Raw genomic sequence first — 16,805 nt, 5'->3', positions numbered from 1 at the left:
TTTTTATTCTACCACTTGTGCTTTAGCCAAAATATCCTGAGGAATTGTAACTCCCATGGACCTAGCAGCCTTTTTATTAATGACAATACTGCTATCTTTTAATTTTTCAATAGGCATTTTCGCAGGATCTTCACCTTTTAATACTCTCACGGCCATGTCTCCAGTTTGGCGGCCCAGTTTATAGTAATCAATACCAACTGTAGCTAAAGCTCCACCTTCAACCATTCCTTTTTCCCCTACAACTAAAGGGATATGTTTTTCTTCAGCAACGGAAACAACGCTGGCAATGGAAGATGCTACAACGTTATCCGTAGGAACATAAATTGCATCTACTTTTTGAGCTAAAGATTGAGCAATTTGCTGAACTTCCGCACTGCCTGTAACAGTTGCTTCGGTAACTTGTAAACCTAAAGTTGCAGCTGCTTTTCTGGCAATGTCTGCCTGAATTTCGGAGTTAATTTCACTGGAATTGTAAAGTACCCCAACTTTTTTAACCTTTGGGGCGATTTTTTGCAGTAATTCTAACTGTTCTTTTACTGGTGTCATATCTGTAGTTCCTGTGATATTACCGCCTGGTTCTTCATTGCTTTTAACTAATTTAGCAGCTACAGGATCTGTTACAGCAGTAATTAATATAGGGATTTGATCTGTTTCTCCAGCCATAGTAATAGCTGATGGAGTTGCAATGGCTAAAATAAGATCTTTTTTGTCTGTAACAAATTTTTGAGCAATAGTTTTTAAGTTAGATTGGTCACCTTGGGCATTTTGATAGTCGATTTCTAAATTTTTCCCTTCAGTATAACCTTTTTCTTTCAACGACTCAATAAATCCTTGACGGGCTGCATCTAATGCAGGGTGTTCAGTAATTTGAATAATACCTACTTTAACTACTTGGCCATTTTCTCCGGCTGTAGCTTTTTTATCTGTTTGGGTATTCTGCCCTCCACAGCCAAAAGCGGCAACTGCAAGTAAGACCATTAAACCTAATAAGCTAATTACCTTTTTCATTCTGTTCCTCCTTAAATTTTCAGCAAAAGCAGACATAAAAAAACACCCTGGATGGGTGTTTAAAGACACAATAAACAATCTTCTGCCTTCCTGCCATCCTACTTTGCTAAATAAAATTCTACCATTTTATACTTAATTTTAGCTCTAGAACTAATTTTTTGTCAACTTGAAAAAATTGTGCAAGGCTTGACATTTAGGCTAGAAAAGCAGTTTCTGACGTATTTTTCCTAATTTTAATTCTTCTTTAAAATCGCCTAGAGGCAATTGCTCTCGAATATAGGAAGTAAGTACCCCTGCTTTGCCTGTATCTCCAACTAAAACAAATCCCACTAGTTTATCGTCTTTAAAGACGAAACGGCGATAGAGATTTTGGCCTAAATTCAATTGCACTACTTCGAAGCCGGTGCTGGCATCTTTTTTCGTTTGCCCTGCAGCTATAGTGGATAAATCATAGAAAGTAGCAGAATTCATCCCCATGGAGCCGGCATACTTTATTTTTTGACCAGCCATATTGCTTCCGGCAATTGCACCTTGTTCAGCAGCATTGGGCCAAATAGCGTTTATTCTGTGTTCACCTACAGTTAAATCGTAGCTTTCTGCCACATCCCCAGCAGCGTAAATACCGTCTAAATTTGTTTCCATATATTCATTTGTCACGATACCTTCCCCAATAACTATACCGCTTTCTCTTAAGAAATCCAGATTGGGCTTGACACCTTTACCTATGACAACTACATCAGCAGCTAATTCTTCTCCGCTTTTTAAGAGTGCTCCATGTACTACATCAGCGCCTGTTTGATCTAGATGAGTTAAAAACTCTACTACATCGTTATGATATTTAATTTCCAAACCATGGGCTGTTAATAGTTCAGCAACAATATCGGCAGCTCCTTTATCCAGCATTTGAGACAGTATTTGCCCTGAGGAAATAATGCAGGTTACAGACATGCCTCTTTCTAGCAGTGCATATGCTGCCTTTAAGGAAACAAATCCACCGCCAATGACAATTGCTTTTTTCCCAGGTCCTAAATACCGGGAAATACCTTTAGCATCATCTAAGGTTCTTAGACAGAAGATGCCATTGCTATGAACTTTTGGTATCTTAGGTAGTTTAGGAGAAGCTCCTGTTGCAATTAAAAGCTTATCGTATTTATAAGTTTTACCCTTTGCCGTTTTTAGCTCATTTTTCTCAGTTAAAACTTCTACGGCTTTCTCGTTTAAATGCAAATTGAAGTTGTTATCCTGGTAATAACTAGGGTTTCTCAGGTACAGTTTTTCATCTGCATACTTTCCCGTTAAATAATATGACGTCATGCAGCGTGCGTACGCGGGATAGCTTTCGTCGCTAAGAATATCAATTCTGCCTTCAGGATCTTGACGGCGTATGGCTTCAGCAGCAAAAATTCCAGCTGCACTATTTCCTATGATTAAATAGCGCAAATTCAGCACCCCCACTTAGATTCCCAGGGCTTTACGTTTGGAACGTAAATGTTCAATTAACCCATGGGCTGCCTTAATTGGATCTGTTTCTACATAGAATTTTCCGCCCAATAGTTTTTCCGCAGTTTCTCCGGTCAAAATCTCCGTAACTTTTTTCCCACCTAAGACAGGAGGCACAACTCCCAAATGAGTTAACAAACCTAGGGCTACAGCCCAAGTGCCAATGGCCAAAGCTTTTTCATGCTGATATTCTGGAGCGGAAGCAGCAACAGGCAAATCTTTAATGGCAACATTTAAATATGAAGCAAGTGCAGTTACTAAATCTCCAATCCTTGAATTATCAACACAGCTGCCCATGTGCAGCACTGGGGGCAAAGGCCGATTTAAACCTGCTGCATTCCCTACAACTGTCAATACTGCCTTTAAAGATTCCCCTGCATATTTTTCCGTTCCTTCTGGAGACATTAATCCAGCTTTAGCTAAGGCCTGAGCGGAACAACCTGTGGATACTACTAAAACATTATGTTTAATTAGCTCTTTAACCATAGTAACATGGAAAGAATCATGGACAACTTTAACATTGTTGCATCCTACAGTACCAACGGCACCTAAGATATTTCCATTGGCTATATTGTCAACTAAAGGTTTTAAGGGATTAGCAGCATCTAGCTTGCTTAGAGCACCTACTATAGCTTCAACACTAAATCCACCCATTGCTTTAGTCTTAATTTGAGGAATATCAACTCTGCTAGGATCACGGCGGCTAAAGTTTTGAATAGCCTGGCGGACAATTTCCCGGGCTTTTTCATCTGCCTCTTGTAAATCGAATGCTATATGCTGGGCACCTGGCATTTTAACAATAGGTTTAGTAGTAAATATTTTCGTATGATAGCAAGCTGCTACTCTAGTCAGGGAAGGCATGATGCACTGAACATCTACTACCATAGCATCGACAGCTCCCGTGACGATGACCAGCTCCTGAGCTAAGAAATTAGTTGCTAAAGGAATTCCCTGCCGCATTAATACTTCATTACCGCTGCAGCACACACCGGCTAATTGGATACCTTTAGCCCCTTGTGCCAGAGCCTCTCCTTCCAACTTATGAGCCCACTCAACAATTTTTTCGGCCAGCATAGGTTCATGTCCGTGAAGAATAATATTGACATGATCTGCTTTTAAAACTCCTAAATTAGCTTCTGTGGCTACAGGTGTAGGAGTGCCGAATATAATATCCTGAATATCTGTACCTAACTGCAGCCCGGCATATCCATCTACCAAACCTTGTTTAACAGTTGACATGATTAAGTTAACGGGATCGGCATCCATACCCATTGTTGTTTGGTGCATTGCCTCCCTGATTTCCCGGTCAGGATTACGGGGCAGTATACCTAATTTTTCCCAAACTTCTACTCTTTCCTGAGGTGCAGTCGCTGTTAACCATTTGAAAGGCTTAGCTGAATGATTCGCAAAATCCTTATAAGCTGTTTCTACAACTTCTAAAGCTATTTCTTTGGCACTTTTATTTTCAGTTCCTATTCCCAGTTTTGAAGCAACTCTTTTTAGTTTTTCCTCATCTTTAATTTCATAAGGGGAATTATCTTGACACGCTAACTCTAAAGTTTCAACTGCTTCGTAAGCGTGATCAACATGGGCAGCAGCTCCACCTGCCGTTTGACGCAATAAATTACGTGCTACGATTAAATCAGCATCAGCACCACAAATACCGTATTTTGGTCCATCACCAAAAGGGTCAATCCTGCAAGGTCCTTGTACACAATGTCGGCAACAAATGCCTAAAGAACCAAAACCACACTGTGGCTGCTGCTCTTCATAACGATCCCAAGCTGTTTGTACCTGATCCTGCTTTGCTTTAACAAGCATTTGTTCAGCAGCAGGGTCCACTGTTTTTGATAAGTATTCCATAGATTAAGCCTCCTCTCCCGAAGTAAACCTAGTTAAAAAAGCTTTATGAGTGAGTTTATCAAAGTCGGTAATTTCTACAAATTGAATTGCCTTGGTCGGACATGCCTGAACACAGGCAGGGTCATGACCTTCTGCTAGGCACTGATCACATTTGACAGCTGTTTTTCCTTTTTCGTCTGGTGTAATAGCTCCGTAAGGACAAACCATGACACACATCCAACATCCAACGCATTTTTCTTCTTTGTTCACTACTAAGTTTGTTTCCTGATCCAACTGCATTGCTCCAGTCATACAAGCACTGACGCAGCGTGGATCCTGACACTGACGACATTGAATGGGTAAATTCAAGGTTTTAGCTCCATTAGTTTCGACAGTTACCCTCCTAACTGGTTTTTCTCCTTGTAAAACAGCACCGTAAAGATTTTTGCTCCGAGAATGTTTTGTACTGCAAGTCAGCTCGCAAGACTTACATCCTAGGCAGCGTTCCGTTCGAACTAAAATCTGTTTCACAGATCCCCCCCCCTTTCATTGATACCTAGGTCTTCTAAATAAAAATATTACACGTCTTACATTATATTCCTGCAAGAATCTGTAATATTTTATCGAAAAATCGAAATCTTCAAATTATTAAAAAGCATTTATGAACTTTACAATTCATAAATGCTTTAGTTTTTATGTTATTTAAGAAAACCTTCCAGTATTTTATCTTCGGCTTCTTTTTCCGATAAGCCTAAGGACATTAATTTAATAAGCTGTTCACCGGCAATTTTCCCAATAGCTGCTTCGTGAACCAACTGAGCATCAGCATGTTGAGCGGAAATTTCAGGGATAGATCTAACTTTAGCATCGTGCATTATAATGGCATCGCATTGAACATGGCCGCGGCAGTCCGTATATCCTACAACTCTAGGATAAAAAATTTGTTCAGAAGTATCTTGAGCAACAGATCTGGAAATAATTTGGGTGGAAGAGTTTTCCCCAAATAATTCTACGGTTATTTTTGATTCGGCAGTTTGCTTGCCGTGAGTTAACATTCTTTCAGTTATCAGTAAGAAAGTATTTTTATGGAGCTTGGCCCGAGTATCTCTTTGGGTACTGTCCACTCCCCTGATTTGGACCATTTCCATTTCTACTCTTCCGTCTTCTTCAATTTCGACAAGTGTAGTAGGGTTTAAAATTCTTTCCCCAGTGCCTTCCCCTTCCCCGTAATGTTTTTCAACATAGCGCACTTTAGCACCTTTACGAACTATAAAATCATGTATTCCATTATGCTGGGCTCTTTTGCTGCCGCAATTGTGAATACCGCAGCCTGCAACAATAAGGACATCTGCCCCTTCCCCAATATCGAAGGTGTTGTAAACCTCATCTTCTCCTTCGATTGTTAAGATAACAGGGATGTGAACTGTTTCACCTTTAGTTCCAGGCTTAACGATAATATCAATTCCAGGCTTATCTTCTTTAGGCCTAATTTCTATATTCTCCGTAGATTGCCTGCCAACAGCCTGTCCATTTTTACGGATATTGTATGCCCCTGAGGGGATTTCCTGCATATCTGCTACTGTTTCTAATATTTTTTTATCTACATTATCGATAACACTTGGCATCTTTATCCTCTCCCTCTATACAATCTTCCCGGCAGGTACAGTTAATTTGATGCATTAACTTTGGCCATATTTCATCTTTCTTACCTTTCTCCTGAATGCTTCCATCAGTAACTAAAATTATTTCGTCAGCTAAGTTTAAAATTCTTTCCTGGTGAGAAATAATTACCAAAGTTGTGGCATATTTTTCGTGAATATTCTTAAAAGTTTCAGTCAAACGTGAAAAACTCCATAGGTCAATGCCTGCCTCAGGTTCATCGTAGAGTGCAACTTTTAAATCTCTAGCCAGTAAAGTTGCAAGTTCAATCCTTTTTAGTTCACCGCCAGACAAACTGGCGTCTACTTCCCGCTCTATGTAATCCTGGGGACATAAGCCCACATCATATAAGAGATTACAGTTTCTAGCATCTTTCCCGCCTGCAATTTCCAATAAATCTTCAACAGTTAGTCCTTTAAAACGAGGAGGCTGCTGAAAGGCATAACCTAACCCTAAACGAGCCCGTTCCGTAACTCCTAAATCTGTAATATCTTGTCCATCTAATAAAATTTGACCGGAAGTAGGCTGATAAATTCCCATGATGATTTTAGCAAGGGAAGATTTACCCCCACCATTAGGACCGGTTAAAACGTATAACATATTGCTTTCTAGGGTTAAATTAATATTTTTTAATATTTGAACATTTCCCTTTTCTCCTTCAACTGTAAAAGATAAATTACGAATCTCTAGCAAAGGTCATTCCTCCCTTTAAGCCTTCCACAAAAGCTCAAAAAATTAATACTACCCTAAGGTAAAATTATAGCACTTTCTTTTTAAGTCAAAAAGCCTTTTGGAAAATTAAGACTTATTTATTTTTGCCGCTCTAGACTGAACTTAATCGTGGACAGACAAATAAGCAATTGATTATATAACCAATTGCTTATCAAAAAGAAAACTATTATTTACTTAATTATTACTTTTGGGGAAAATATCTATTTAATAAACCAAAGAAGGCCATACAATGTCTTGCTTCATCCTTACATGCTTCATGGATAGAATCATGAATAGCATCCTGATTTTGCTGCTTAGATCTTGTTGCAATATCTTTTTTTGCTCGATTGGCTCCAGCTTCGCCTTCAACTAATTTTTTCAAGTTTTCTTCCGTACTTTCCGTAAGTACTTCTCCCAGCAATTCAGCAAACCTGGCAGCATGATGGGCTTCTTCCCAAGCAATGCGCTTCATTGTTTCTGCAATTTCTCCAAACCCCTGACGCTCAGCCTGGCGAGCCATAGCTATGTACATACCTACTTCCATACACTCTCCTTGAAACTGTCTGCGCAAATCTTCTTCAAAGCCAGAACCCTGGGCTACTCCAATTTTGTTCCAGTCAACTATATCTGGGCCATTTCCTTCTTTTAATTCCTCAAATTTTTCGCTTGGGGCGCCACAAAGAGGGCACTTTTCTGGGGGAGTATCCCCTTCATGAACATATCCGCAAACTGTACAACGCCATTTTTTCATTAATTTCTCCTCCTTAATGTATACTCTAAGGATAATGTTTATGTTTTAAGCAAAGGGTGAAATATTATTTCACCCTTTGACTTAGCATCTCGAAGTCATATTTAGCTAAAAAAATTTTCATTTGCCCTTGTAGCTCTCCTAAGACCTCATGGACGGGGCATTTACCAGCAAATTTTTTGCTGCACTCTTCCGGAGAATATAAACAACGGTTAATGTTCAAAGGACCCTCCATAGCTTCAAATACATCAAGCATGGAAATCTCCTTAGCCGGCCTTGCTAAAGAATAACCTCCGTTGGTTCCACGGTGAGAATTGATTAGTCCCGCTTTTACTAGCTGTCGAAGAAATTTTAACAAAAAGCGCATTGGTATGTGCTCTTGTTCCGAAATTAGCTTAGCCTCCACAACCTGGCCTTGGGGCTTACTGGCAAAATATAAAATTACCCGCATTGCATAGTCTGTAGCTTGATTTAAACGCATTTTGTCCTCAGCTCATTGTTTACTAATATAGTATAGTTATAATTCTATATTAAATGCTAAGTTAATTATTGTCAACTGTTACAATTAAGAAGATCTTGCCAAACTTTTGATAATAAAATTTCCAAAACTCCAATGGAAATGAATTACAGGTACTACTTAATAAACTGCTGAAGTAGTTTTATTTTTCCCCCAATCTGACTTTGTTTGATTTTTCCTTCCTGACTTTCTGTTTTCTCCAATGAAATAAATACTTTTGTTAAATCTGCAATTAATTTCTCTAAATAAGGTACAAACAGAGGTGGTTTTTCTCTTAAAATAACCGGACCTAGTTCCAAAGTAAGCCAATCCGTTAGTTTATCTTCTCCAGGTTTTGCAGAAATAATGACATAAATATGATTTTCATCTGCAACTAAAACTTCTTTATCTATTCTCCAATGATTTTGGGAAAGCCATAAGCGAAGATTAGCTATCCCAACCATAGGCTGCAGCACCAGCTGTTTTAAGTCAGTAACTAGATCTGGTTTAGCCTCTAAAATTTTTTCGATAGTAGCGCTGCCCATTCCTGCTAAAACTGCCATTTCAATTTCACCAACACTAATTGGTTCCAAACCATTACCCAAACGGACACTAATTAGATCTGTGAGTTTTTGCTGCCGGACTTGATCCGCAGCACTTTGAAAAGGCCCCTGATGAATGTCTACTGCCACAGCCTTAGGCGCTATTCCTTGTTGAACTAAATATATAGGTAAATAAGCATGATCAGTGCCAATATCAGCAACAGCCCTACCTGGTTCTATTAAATCTGCTATAGCTTTTAAGCGTGGGGACAGTTTAATAATTTTCATCTCTTCCTTTCAATGGGGTTAAAAGCAAAAAACCTCGCTTAATTCAAGCGAGGTTTTTTTATGGTGGGCGATGACAGGATCGAACTGCCGACATCTTGCTTGTAAGGCAAGCGCTCTCCCAGCTGAGCTAATCGCCCTATTGGTGACCCGTAGGGGATTTGAACCCCTGTTACCGCCGTGAAAGGGCGGTGTCTTAGACCACTTGACCAACGGGCCAGAACGTAAGTCAGTTGCCAGAAATCAGAAGTAGAATAGTTCCGATTTCAGACATCTGACTTCAAAATACTAAATTGGTGGGCCCACCTGGGATCGAACCAGGGACCAACCGGTTATGAGCCGGTAGCTCTACCGCTGAGCTATAGGCCCAAAATGGCTCCCCGAGTAGGACTCGAACCTACAACAACTCGGTTAACAGCCGAGTGCTCTACCATTGAGCTATCGAGGAACGTCTCAGCGACGTTATTTATTATACGATTTATTTAAAATGAAGTCAATAGAACTATTAAATTTTTTATTACCAACTTACTCCAAATAATCCTTAAGTTTTTTACTACGGCTTGGATGTCTAAGTTTACGCAATGCCTTGGCTTCGATTTGACGAATTCTCTCTCTGGTAACTCCAAATTCCTGTCCAACTTCCTCTAAAGTTCTTGAGCGGCCATCATCTAATCCAAATCTTAGACGCAGTACCTTTTCTTCTCTAGGTGTTAGGGTATCCAATACTTCTTCCAGTTGTTCTTTCAGCAGCATAAAGGAAGCTGCTTCAGCAGGTGCCGGTGCATCCTCATCTTCAATAAAGTCCCCTAAATGGCTATCTTCTTCCTCTCCAATGGGTGTTTCTAGGGAAACCGGCTCTTGAGCAATTTTCATAATCTCTCTGACTCTATCTACCGGTATATCCATTTCTTTAGCAATTTCTTCAGGGGCTGGTTCTCTTCCTAATTCCTGCAGCAACTGTCTGGAAACCCGAATTAACTTGTTTATTGTTTCTACCATATGTACTGGTATACGAATTGTTCTAGCTTGGTCAGCAATTGCTCTGGTAATGGCTTGCCTAATCCACCAAGTAGCATAAGTACTAAATTTAAAACCCTTTTTATAATCAAATTTTTCTACAGCTTTAATTAGACCTAAATTACCTTCTTGAATTAGATCTAAAAACAACATGCCTCGACCAACATACCTTTTAGCAATACTTACTACTAAGCGCAGATTAGCTTCAGCCAATCTTCTCTTTGCTTCTTCGTCTCCTTCTCCCATCTTTTTGGCCAATTCAACTTCTTCTTCAGCAGATAAGAGAGGTACCCGACCAATTTCCTTGAGGTACATACGAACGGGGTCATCAATTCCAACTCCTTCCGGAATTGATAAATCAAGTTCTATTTCTTCCGACTCATCTATATTTTGGATACTTTCGTCACGATCTTCGTTTAAATCACCAGTATCGGGAATCACTTCTATTCCAATGCTGCCAAGTTGTTCATAAATATCGTCAATTTGTTCGGAAGAAAGCTCTATGCCCTGCAAAGAATCCATAATTTCACGATACGAAAGGGCTCCCTGTTTTTTGCCCTTTTCCATCAGTTTTTTGACTGATTCTATTTTCTTTTCTTTATCCTTCACTAGAAATCCCCCCCTTCACTAACTTTATCCTCAAGGAACTCAAACTATTATTTTAAACTTTGTATCTCTTTTTGTAAACTAGTTAATTGTAATGTAAGTTCGAGAACTAGATCTAAATTTCCTTCTTTTTCAGCCATAGATATTTTAGAACGAGTTTCTGCTTCTACTTTTTTTAATCCATTTATTTTGACTGTTTTAATAGTATCTTCAATTACCTGTTGGTTGATAAAATTAAGATCTTTCGTGCTCAAGGCAAGTACTATCTTTTTTTCTTCTTCAGGAATATACTCTAAAATAGCAGTTAGGTTAGGTGCTACTTCAGAATTAAGCAACGCTTCTTTAATACCTTGAAGTATTCGCACAAAACTAGGACTGCTAAAAAAATCTTGCTTAATTTCTTTTTCAATCAAAAATACTAATTCAGGCTGGTTTAAAACTATCTTCAACAAAGTAAGTTCAGGCTTAAATTTTGCTGAATTATAATATAAACTCCCATCGATATTATGTCTAAAATTTACTTTTTTATCCTCTTTAATCCCAAATTTCTGCATTTTATATTGTTTTTTTAATTCTAAGTAAATGGCTTCCTCATTTAAGCTAAGTTTAGCTGCAATAACCTTAATATATTCTTGTCTTTCTATATTATTTTTAGTTCTGATTAGTTCCGGCAACAAAGCTTTAACTAATTGGGTTTTGCCATCAACTGTCGATGTATCGTAGTTACTAAGCCCTAATTGCAATTTGTATTCAAAAACTGAAGCAGCTTTTTGCAGCAATTTGGCAAATTCTTCTGCTCCCTTTTTGTGCAAATATTCATCCGGGTCTTTACCTGCAGGTATTTCCAATACTTTAATTTTGGCTTCTATTCCTTCCAATATTTCAATACTGCGTAACGTAGCCTGCTGTCCCGCTTGGTCAGAATCGTAAGAAATGATTATTTCCTGGGCATATCTGGCCAAAAGCTGAGCTTGCTCCCTAGAAAAAGCTGTGCCTAAGGATGCCACAGCATTAGTGAAACCATATTGGTGGGCAGTTATAACGTCCATATAGCCTTCCATTAAGATAGCTTTTCCAGTTTGCCGTATAGCAGGTAATGCAGCTTTAAGACCATACAAATTAAATTTCTTTTGGAAGATTTTTGTTTCTGGGGAATTTAGGTATTTTGGCTCTCCACCCTTAAATACCCTGCCTCCGAAACCAATAATTCTGCCTCGTAAATCAAAAATAGGATACATTATCCTGCTGCGAAATCGATCGTAATAGCCATTGCTTTTTTCTCTTGGAGTAACCAGCCCTGCCTGGACAGCCTCTGCAGGTGTATACCCTCTGCTTTGCAGCAGTTTTAGGAATCCGTTCCAGCTATCAGGTGCATAACCTAGCATGAATTTTTGCAATATCTCCTGATCTAAGCCTCGCTCAGTTAAATATGCTTTAGCCTCTTTTCCGTAATCCGTTGATAGCAAATGGGCATAAAATTTAGCTGCCAAAACATGCAAATCAAAAAGACGCTGCAGTTTAGAATTGTTTTTTGGCAGTTTAGAATTATTCTCTTCCTGTACTTCGATTCCTGCCTTTTTGGCTAAAAATTCAACTGCCTCTGGAAACTCTAAGTGTTCATATTGCATAATGAACGAAAAAACATCCCCACCTGCACCACAGCCAAAGCAATGGAAAATTTGTTTGTCCGGGCTAACTGTAAAGGATGGTGTTTTTTCCTGATGAAATGGACAAAGCCCTAGAAAGTTTTTGCCTTTTTCCTTTAACAATACATACTCACTTATCAAATGAACTATGTCAGTGGCGCTTCTTATTTGTTCTATAATTTCTGTACTAGTATACTGCATATTTACCACCGCTTTATATCTACCATAGAACAAATATTCGCCACAAGTCGGATAAATCCTTCTTTTCCGTTTGACTTTACAATCCCTACCAAATAAGAGCGAATACTGCACACCATGTTACAAACATATAACATTCGCTATTAATTCGATAAAATCAGACATTTTCCTGCTTATTTTGAAAAGCCAAATATAAAAGAAAACTCAAAAATTATATTTTATTACAACAATGTAGATATTTATCAATAAATTACCTATATGAAAGTATATACTTTTATAGCTGACTATGATATACTCTTAATTGATGAATGCCAAATGAATCTCTTCCTTAATTGAATTCCCTTTCTTCCGGCACTGTGAAAGTGCCTTTTTTTTATTTTTTTCTCAAATTTGTATAATTAACTAGGTGTTGGTTAAAATATAAAAAGAGCAAGGTTTTCTGTCAGGCACTTAGTCACCGCCTGAATAGCTTGACTAGCGAAGAAAAACCTTGCTCTTTTTTTACCCATTGACAAGAACATTTTCCATTAGAACAGGAACAATGGGAAATTTATTTACCTGTACACAAAAATCTAGATCTTCCTCCCGCCTCAAGGAAGCCAAATACCTGGCATGTTTAGACAAGTACATGGGAATTTCCTAAATAACTCCTAAGATCCTTTAGCAATTATTAGCTATGGCGGTAATCATCACACTTGTAGCCCGCAGAACATCTATTACCGCCACAGATTTAGCCGGAAGCTGCGTATTATCAATAGCTCCAGGGGAAAATATTACATCAATCAATTTTTAATCACCCGACTTGAAAGAATTAAATTTAACTTAAAATTACGTTTCCATCAGCAGTTATTTTAACTGCATCTACAGGATATGCATAATCTAATTTTTTATATAAAACAAAAAAGCCATTACTTTTCTGAATATATATTTCTGATATTTTTTCCGTTTCTGCTAATTTACCAATATAAATATTATCATGTTCATCAACACCTAATAAAGCAAATTTCCCATTTTCCGGTGAAATTATCTTGGAACTTCCGTGCCTGCTAACCCAATGAATTTGGCCCGTATCAGTATTATCGTACAATAAAATATCATCATTATGCAGATTGTCAATTCTGCCAATATGAGTGGTACTTAAATCCATCTGTTCAAGATTGTTATTGGCATCCGTTCGGAACACGGAGGCATTTTTACCACTTTTAACGAGCATGTATATTACATTGGTTTGCGTAGAGTAAGTTACATCAACTATTTGTGCTCCTTTGCCTAAACCAGCTATTTTAGGGTTAGCCGGGTGACTATCTAACTCTGGATTTACTGGTTTCAAAGTTACTGTAGTGCCGCCTCGGGTTTCGTAGGACAAACCAATTAAAGCTAGATTCCTTTGGGGCAGCCAAGAAAAATAGGTAATCTGCTCCTTATCCCTAAGTTTTACTTCTTGAACAAGTTTTTGATTCTTAGTATAAAATTTAACACTCCCTTCAGAAATTTGAGCATAATAGTCTTTGTTATAAGAATAATTTTTGGAGGCACTGCTACCAGATTCCTTACTAATGGTTTCCTGAGAAAAGTCCATTTCCGGGGCAAATAAAATTCTGTCCAGGTACAAATAAACACTTACTTGTATAAGCAGGGCACAAAATAACCATAAAAAAAACTTATTTTTCATCTATTCACTCACCTCACTACTTTACAATAAAAGCTGAAGGTATTGAGCGCTCACCAAGTATATCGCATGGTTTATTTACAACTTTATCCTGATAAAACATAGTAGCGCTGGAACCACCGTCAAGATTAGCGGCAATATAAGCCCCATTTTCAAATAAAATATTTTGGACATCCACTAAGGTTGCTCCGATAGAATAATGAGGCTGCCTACCGTCAATAACCAAAAGCAGAATAGTTCCATCTTTTTTCTGCCCAATAGCTGTACGAGGGCCTATTCCCCATCCCCCATCACCTTTAGTGATTTGTTTTTGTCCATTAATAATTAAGGGAGGGCCGAAGGTAATTCCTTCTTTTATCTGCATTTCCTTCATTTGCTGCACAGTATATTTGCCTACCACTAAAATCCCATCTTGATTTAATCCTACCAAATCAACTTTACCTTTAATATTTTCGCCTACGATATAATAGCCGTTGTGAATGATTACTCCTATTGGCAGCCTGCCTGTACCAGTTCCATTAGGGTCATCAAAACCACCTGCGTTAACCGCAGCAATGGCTTTGTTCTGCCGGGCAATTTCGCTTGTTGTCTGACCACTTTGGCCTAGGTCATTAGAAACACCAACCTGTAAGCGGGTAGGGTCACTTATTTCCAGTATATAGCCTTTAAAACGACTGCTTTTGATTTGCGTAAATTTAATTTTGGCACTGTGGCTATTGTTAAAGTAAAATAGCTTTTCTGAAATATCACCTACAATATTGCGGCTATTAGCTAGGATCTTATCAATTTCCTCCGGACTTAAAAAGTAATTTAACAAATATCGGTGCATAGATGTAGCAACGGCGCCAACTACCGCGTTGCGCACATTTTGAAAAGGACCATACAAAATAACAAAGGGGGACGTAAGCATAAATATTAATACATTAAGCAACAAAAACCTAATTAAACTTCTAAATCCCTTAAATCTATAATGTTTATGTCTACTTTTTCTTTTTCTCCCCATTAATTTGCCACCTCATATACATTAATAAAGCTTTACGTACCTGATATTACCACACAATTACTTTTCTGCGTATAGTTATTAAAATATTCTGCCACAAACAGTTATGACGGTTATAAAAATTTTTTGCCCTAAATAAAATTTTTAGTAGATGAAAGGAGTGACTTATTTAGTGAGATATCGCAAATTTTGGTTTTTAGCCACTTTAACTTTGGCAGTGGCAGTTTTTATCCTAAGTTTAGCTGCAAATATGCCTAGTCAAACCCGACCTAATAATTTAAAATTTAAACAATTTTATAACGAGCAGTATGGAATAACGATAAATATTCCAAGTACTACTGTACTTAAGACGGAATTCAGCAATGGAGAAGAAGTTTTTTTCAGCCTCTTTCTGGAAGATAAAAATATTAACTACTGGGGTTATATCCAGCTTTGGCACATAAAAGATTTACAAAAATTCTTAAACAACAGTAAAGAGGAGAGTTCATTTAATTTTTTAGAGTATAAATGTATTCCGGTGAAAACAAATTTCTACCACGGCTTTTTCTTAAACTGGTCTGCTGTACTGGAAAGCAGCAACAGGGTTTATGCTCAAGAGTATTTTATGCAAAAGGATAACAGTCAGCAAGTTTTGCGTATTTCCCTTTTTACCAAAGAAAAAGCATTTCCCCCCATGTTAAACAAAATTAAAGTAACCTGGGAAAATGCTCCTTTTAAACTTGAGGAACTAGAGGGTAAGCTATAATTTAAATCCAATGGGTACGAATAATTTAGTATATTGAGCTGTTGCATAGCGATCGGTCATTCCGGCGATATAATCACATACACGTCGTTCCAAGCTAAATTCCCTTCTCTTCAGGTATTCTTGAGGCAAACTTTCCGGATGGTGGCAGTAGTGATTATATAGTGTTTGGACTAATTTTTTAGCCTTTTCTTCCTCAATTTTTGCTAAAGAGCCTACGTAAACGTAATTAAAAAGGAAAGTACGCAAGCAATCGGTGGCCTCTTTTACTCTAGGACTCATGGTAATTAGAGGTTGATTGGCGCTGCTTTCGATTAAATCAATGACCATGGTATTAATTCGCTGGCTATGTTTATAACCAAGAACCTCTAAACATTCTTGAGGCAGATCCTTTGCTTGGATAATGCCTCCCCGAATAGCATCATCAATATCGTGGTTAATGTAAGCTACCCGGTCGGAAATCCTAACAATTTGACCTTCTAATGTCGCTGGCAGTGTTTCTCCAGTATGGTTTAGAATGCCATCCCGCACTTCCCAAGTTAAATTTAGCCCTTGGCCCTGCTCTAGTTTCTCAACTACGCGCAAGCTTTGTTCGTTATGTTTAAAGCCTTCGGGAAAAACTTGATTTAATGCTGTTTCCCCCGCATGGCCAAAAGGTGTATGACCTAGATCATGCCCTAATGCTATGGCCTCAGTTAAGTCCTCATTAAGCCTTAGAGCCCGGGCAATTGTTCGAGAAATTTGGGCCACTTCTAAGGTATGAGTTAAGCGAGCCCGAAAATGATCTCCCTCCGGCGCTATGAAAACCTGTGTCTTATGACTCAATCTGCGAAATGCTTTACAATGGATAATTTTATCTCTGTCCCTCTGATAACAGGTACGAATATTACAAGGTTCTTCAGGCTTTTCCCTTCCCTTTGTTGCTTTACTTAAGGCAGCTAAAGGAGAAAGGGTTAGTTCTTCATTTTTTTCCGTTTGCTCTCGTATGAGCATGAAATCTAACCTCCTTACTTTCCACCTAGCTTAATCTTAGATAGCTCTTTATCCATAGTTTTAGGCTTAGCTAGAATATTCTCCATCATAATTACAAAAGGAGGCTTGTAGCCTCCTTTTAATAACCTGCCAAGTAAATTTAT

Annotated in this window: 16 protein-coding genes and 4 tRNA genes; 1 reads left to right on the top strand and 19 read right to left on the bottom strand. The window is 38.2% G+C overall.

The features are described from left to right. Positions 1-3 precede the first annotated feature (3 nt). From RDV78_03090 to RDV78_03005, 18 genes are all read right to left on the bottom strand, one after another. A complete protein-coding gene (locus RDV78_03090; protein MDS1029486.1) occupies positions 4-1,008 on the bottom strand; it encodes an ABC transporter substrate-binding protein in 1,005 nt (334 codons plus the stop codon). 198 nt (positions 1,009-1,206) lie between these two features. Next, a complete protein-coding gene (locus tag RDV78_03085) occupies positions 1,207-2,448 on the bottom strand; it encodes an FAD-dependent oxidoreductase (GenBank protein ID MDS1029485.1) in 1,242 nt (413 codons plus the stop codon). 15 nt (positions 2,449-2,463) lie between these two features. Continuing rightward, complete coding sequence (gene cooS, locus RDV78_03080; protein MDS1029484.1) at positions 2,464-4,371, bottom strand: anaerobic carbon-monoxide dehydrogenase catalytic subunit; 1,908 nt, start codon at positions 4,369-4,371, stop codon at positions 2,464-2,466. 3 nt (positions 4,372-4,374) lie between these two features. Further along, positions 4,375-4,881 (bottom strand): 4Fe-4S dicluster domain-containing protein, encoded by a 507-nt coding sequence (locus tag RDV78_03075; protein ID MDS1029483.1) that lies wholly within the window; start codon positions 4,879-4,881, stop codon positions 4,375-4,377. A 167-nt stretch (positions 4,882-5,048) separates the two neighbouring features. Next, complete coding sequence (locus RDV78_03070; protein MDS1029482.1) at positions 5,049-5,975, bottom strand: SufD family Fe-S cluster assembly protein; 927 nt, start codon at positions 5,973-5,975, stop codon at positions 5,049-5,051. Further along, positions 5,956-6,702, bottom strand: coding sequence for an ATP-binding cassette domain-containing protein (locus tag RDV78_03065; GenBank protein ID MDS1029481.1), 747 nt, complete (start codon positions 6,700-6,702; stop codon positions 5,956-5,958). The genes RDV78_03070 and RDV78_03065 overlap by 20 nt, the downstream gene beginning before the upstream one ends. 220 nt (positions 6,703-6,922) lie before the next feature. Next, positions 6,923-7,471 carry an NADH peroxidase gene (locus RDV78_03060; GenBank protein MDS1029480.1) on the bottom strand — a complete coding sequence of 183 codons (549 nt, stop codon included), beginning with the start codon at positions 7,469-7,471 and terminating at the stop codon, positions 6,923-6,925. 64 nt (positions 7,472-7,535) lie between these two features. Continuing rightward, complete coding sequence (locus tag RDV78_03055; GenBank protein ID MDS1029479.1) at positions 7,536-7,949, bottom strand: Rrf2 family transcriptional regulator; 414 nt, start codon at positions 7,947-7,949, stop codon at positions 7,536-7,538. 152 nt (positions 7,950-8,101) lie between these two features. After that, positions 8,102-8,794 carry a class I SAM-dependent methyltransferase gene (locus tag RDV78_03050; protein MDS1029478.1) on the bottom strand — a complete coding sequence of 231 codons (693 nt, stop codon included), beginning with the start codon at positions 8,792-8,794 and terminating at the stop codon, positions 8,102-8,104. 61 nt (positions 8,795-8,855) lie between these two features. Continuing rightward, positions 8,856-8,931, bottom strand: a tRNA-Val gene (locus RDV78_03045). A 3-nt stretch (positions 8,932-8,934) separates the two neighbouring features. Then, a tRNA-Glu gene (locus tag RDV78_03040) sits at positions 8,935-9,010 on the bottom strand. Positions 9,011-9,085: 75 nt separating this feature from the next. After that, positions 9,086-9,160 (bottom strand) — tRNA-Ile (locus RDV78_03035). A gap of 4 nt (positions 9,161-9,164) precedes the next feature. Beyond that, positions 9,165-9,239: transfer RNA gene (locus tag RDV78_03030), tRNA-Asn, on the bottom strand. A gap of 77 nt (positions 9,240-9,316) precedes the next feature. Further along, on the bottom strand, positions 9,317-10,417 hold the full coding sequence (rpoD, locus tag RDV78_03025) for an RNA polymerase sigma factor RpoD (GenBank protein MDS1029477.1): 1,101 nt from the start codon (positions 10,415-10,417) through the stop codon (positions 9,317-9,319). Positions 10,418-10,464: 47 nt separating this feature from the next. After that, entirely contained in the window at positions 10,465-12,261 is a 1,797-nt protein-coding gene (dnaG, locus tag RDV78_03020; GenBank protein ID MDS1029476.1) for a DNA primase, read from the bottom strand. A gap of 657 nt (positions 12,262-12,918) precedes the next feature. Continuing rightward, a complete protein-coding gene (locus RDV78_03015) occupies positions 12,919-13,044 on the bottom strand; it encodes a 2-phosphosulfolactate phosphatase (GenBank protein ID MDS1029475.1) in 126 nt (41 codons plus the stop codon). A gap of 31 nt (positions 13,045-13,075) precedes the next feature. Continuing rightward, positions 13,076-13,930 carry a hypothetical protein gene (locus tag RDV78_03010; GenBank protein ID MDS1029474.1) on the bottom strand — a complete coding sequence of 285 codons (855 nt, stop codon included), beginning with the start codon at positions 13,928-13,930 and terminating at the stop codon, positions 13,076-13,078. A gap of 16 nt (positions 13,931-13,946) precedes the next feature. Continuing rightward, a complete protein-coding gene (locus tag RDV78_03005) occupies positions 13,947-14,930 on the bottom strand; it encodes a phosphodiester glycosidase family protein (GenBank protein ID MDS1029473.1) in 984 nt (327 codons plus the stop codon). Positions 14,931-15,099: 169 nt separating this feature from the next. Between RDV78_03005 and RDV78_03000 the strand changes: the two genes are divergently transcribed. Continuing rightward, complete coding sequence (locus tag RDV78_03000) at positions 15,100-15,672, top strand: hypothetical protein (GenBank protein MDS1029472.1); 573 nt, start codon at positions 15,100-15,102, stop codon at positions 15,670-15,672. On the opposite strand, the gene RDV78_02995 is transcribed toward RDV78_03000, so the two are convergent. Next, on the bottom strand, positions 15,667-16,662 hold the full coding sequence (locus RDV78_02995) for a deoxyguanosinetriphosphate triphosphohydrolase (GenBank protein ID MDS1029471.1): 996 nt from the start codon (positions 16,660-16,662) through the stop codon (positions 15,667-15,669). The genes RDV78_03000 and RDV78_02995 overlap by 6 nt on opposite strands. Positions 16,663-16,805 lie beyond the last annotated feature (143 nt).

This window comes from Bacillota bacterium LX-D (genome assembly GCA_031628995.1).
Lineage (GTDB): Bacteria > Bacillota > DUOV01 > DUOV01 > Zhaonellaceae > JAVLUO01.
Note: the sequence above shows the minus strand (reverse complement) of the source record. Positions and strands in the feature narration are given on the sequence as shown.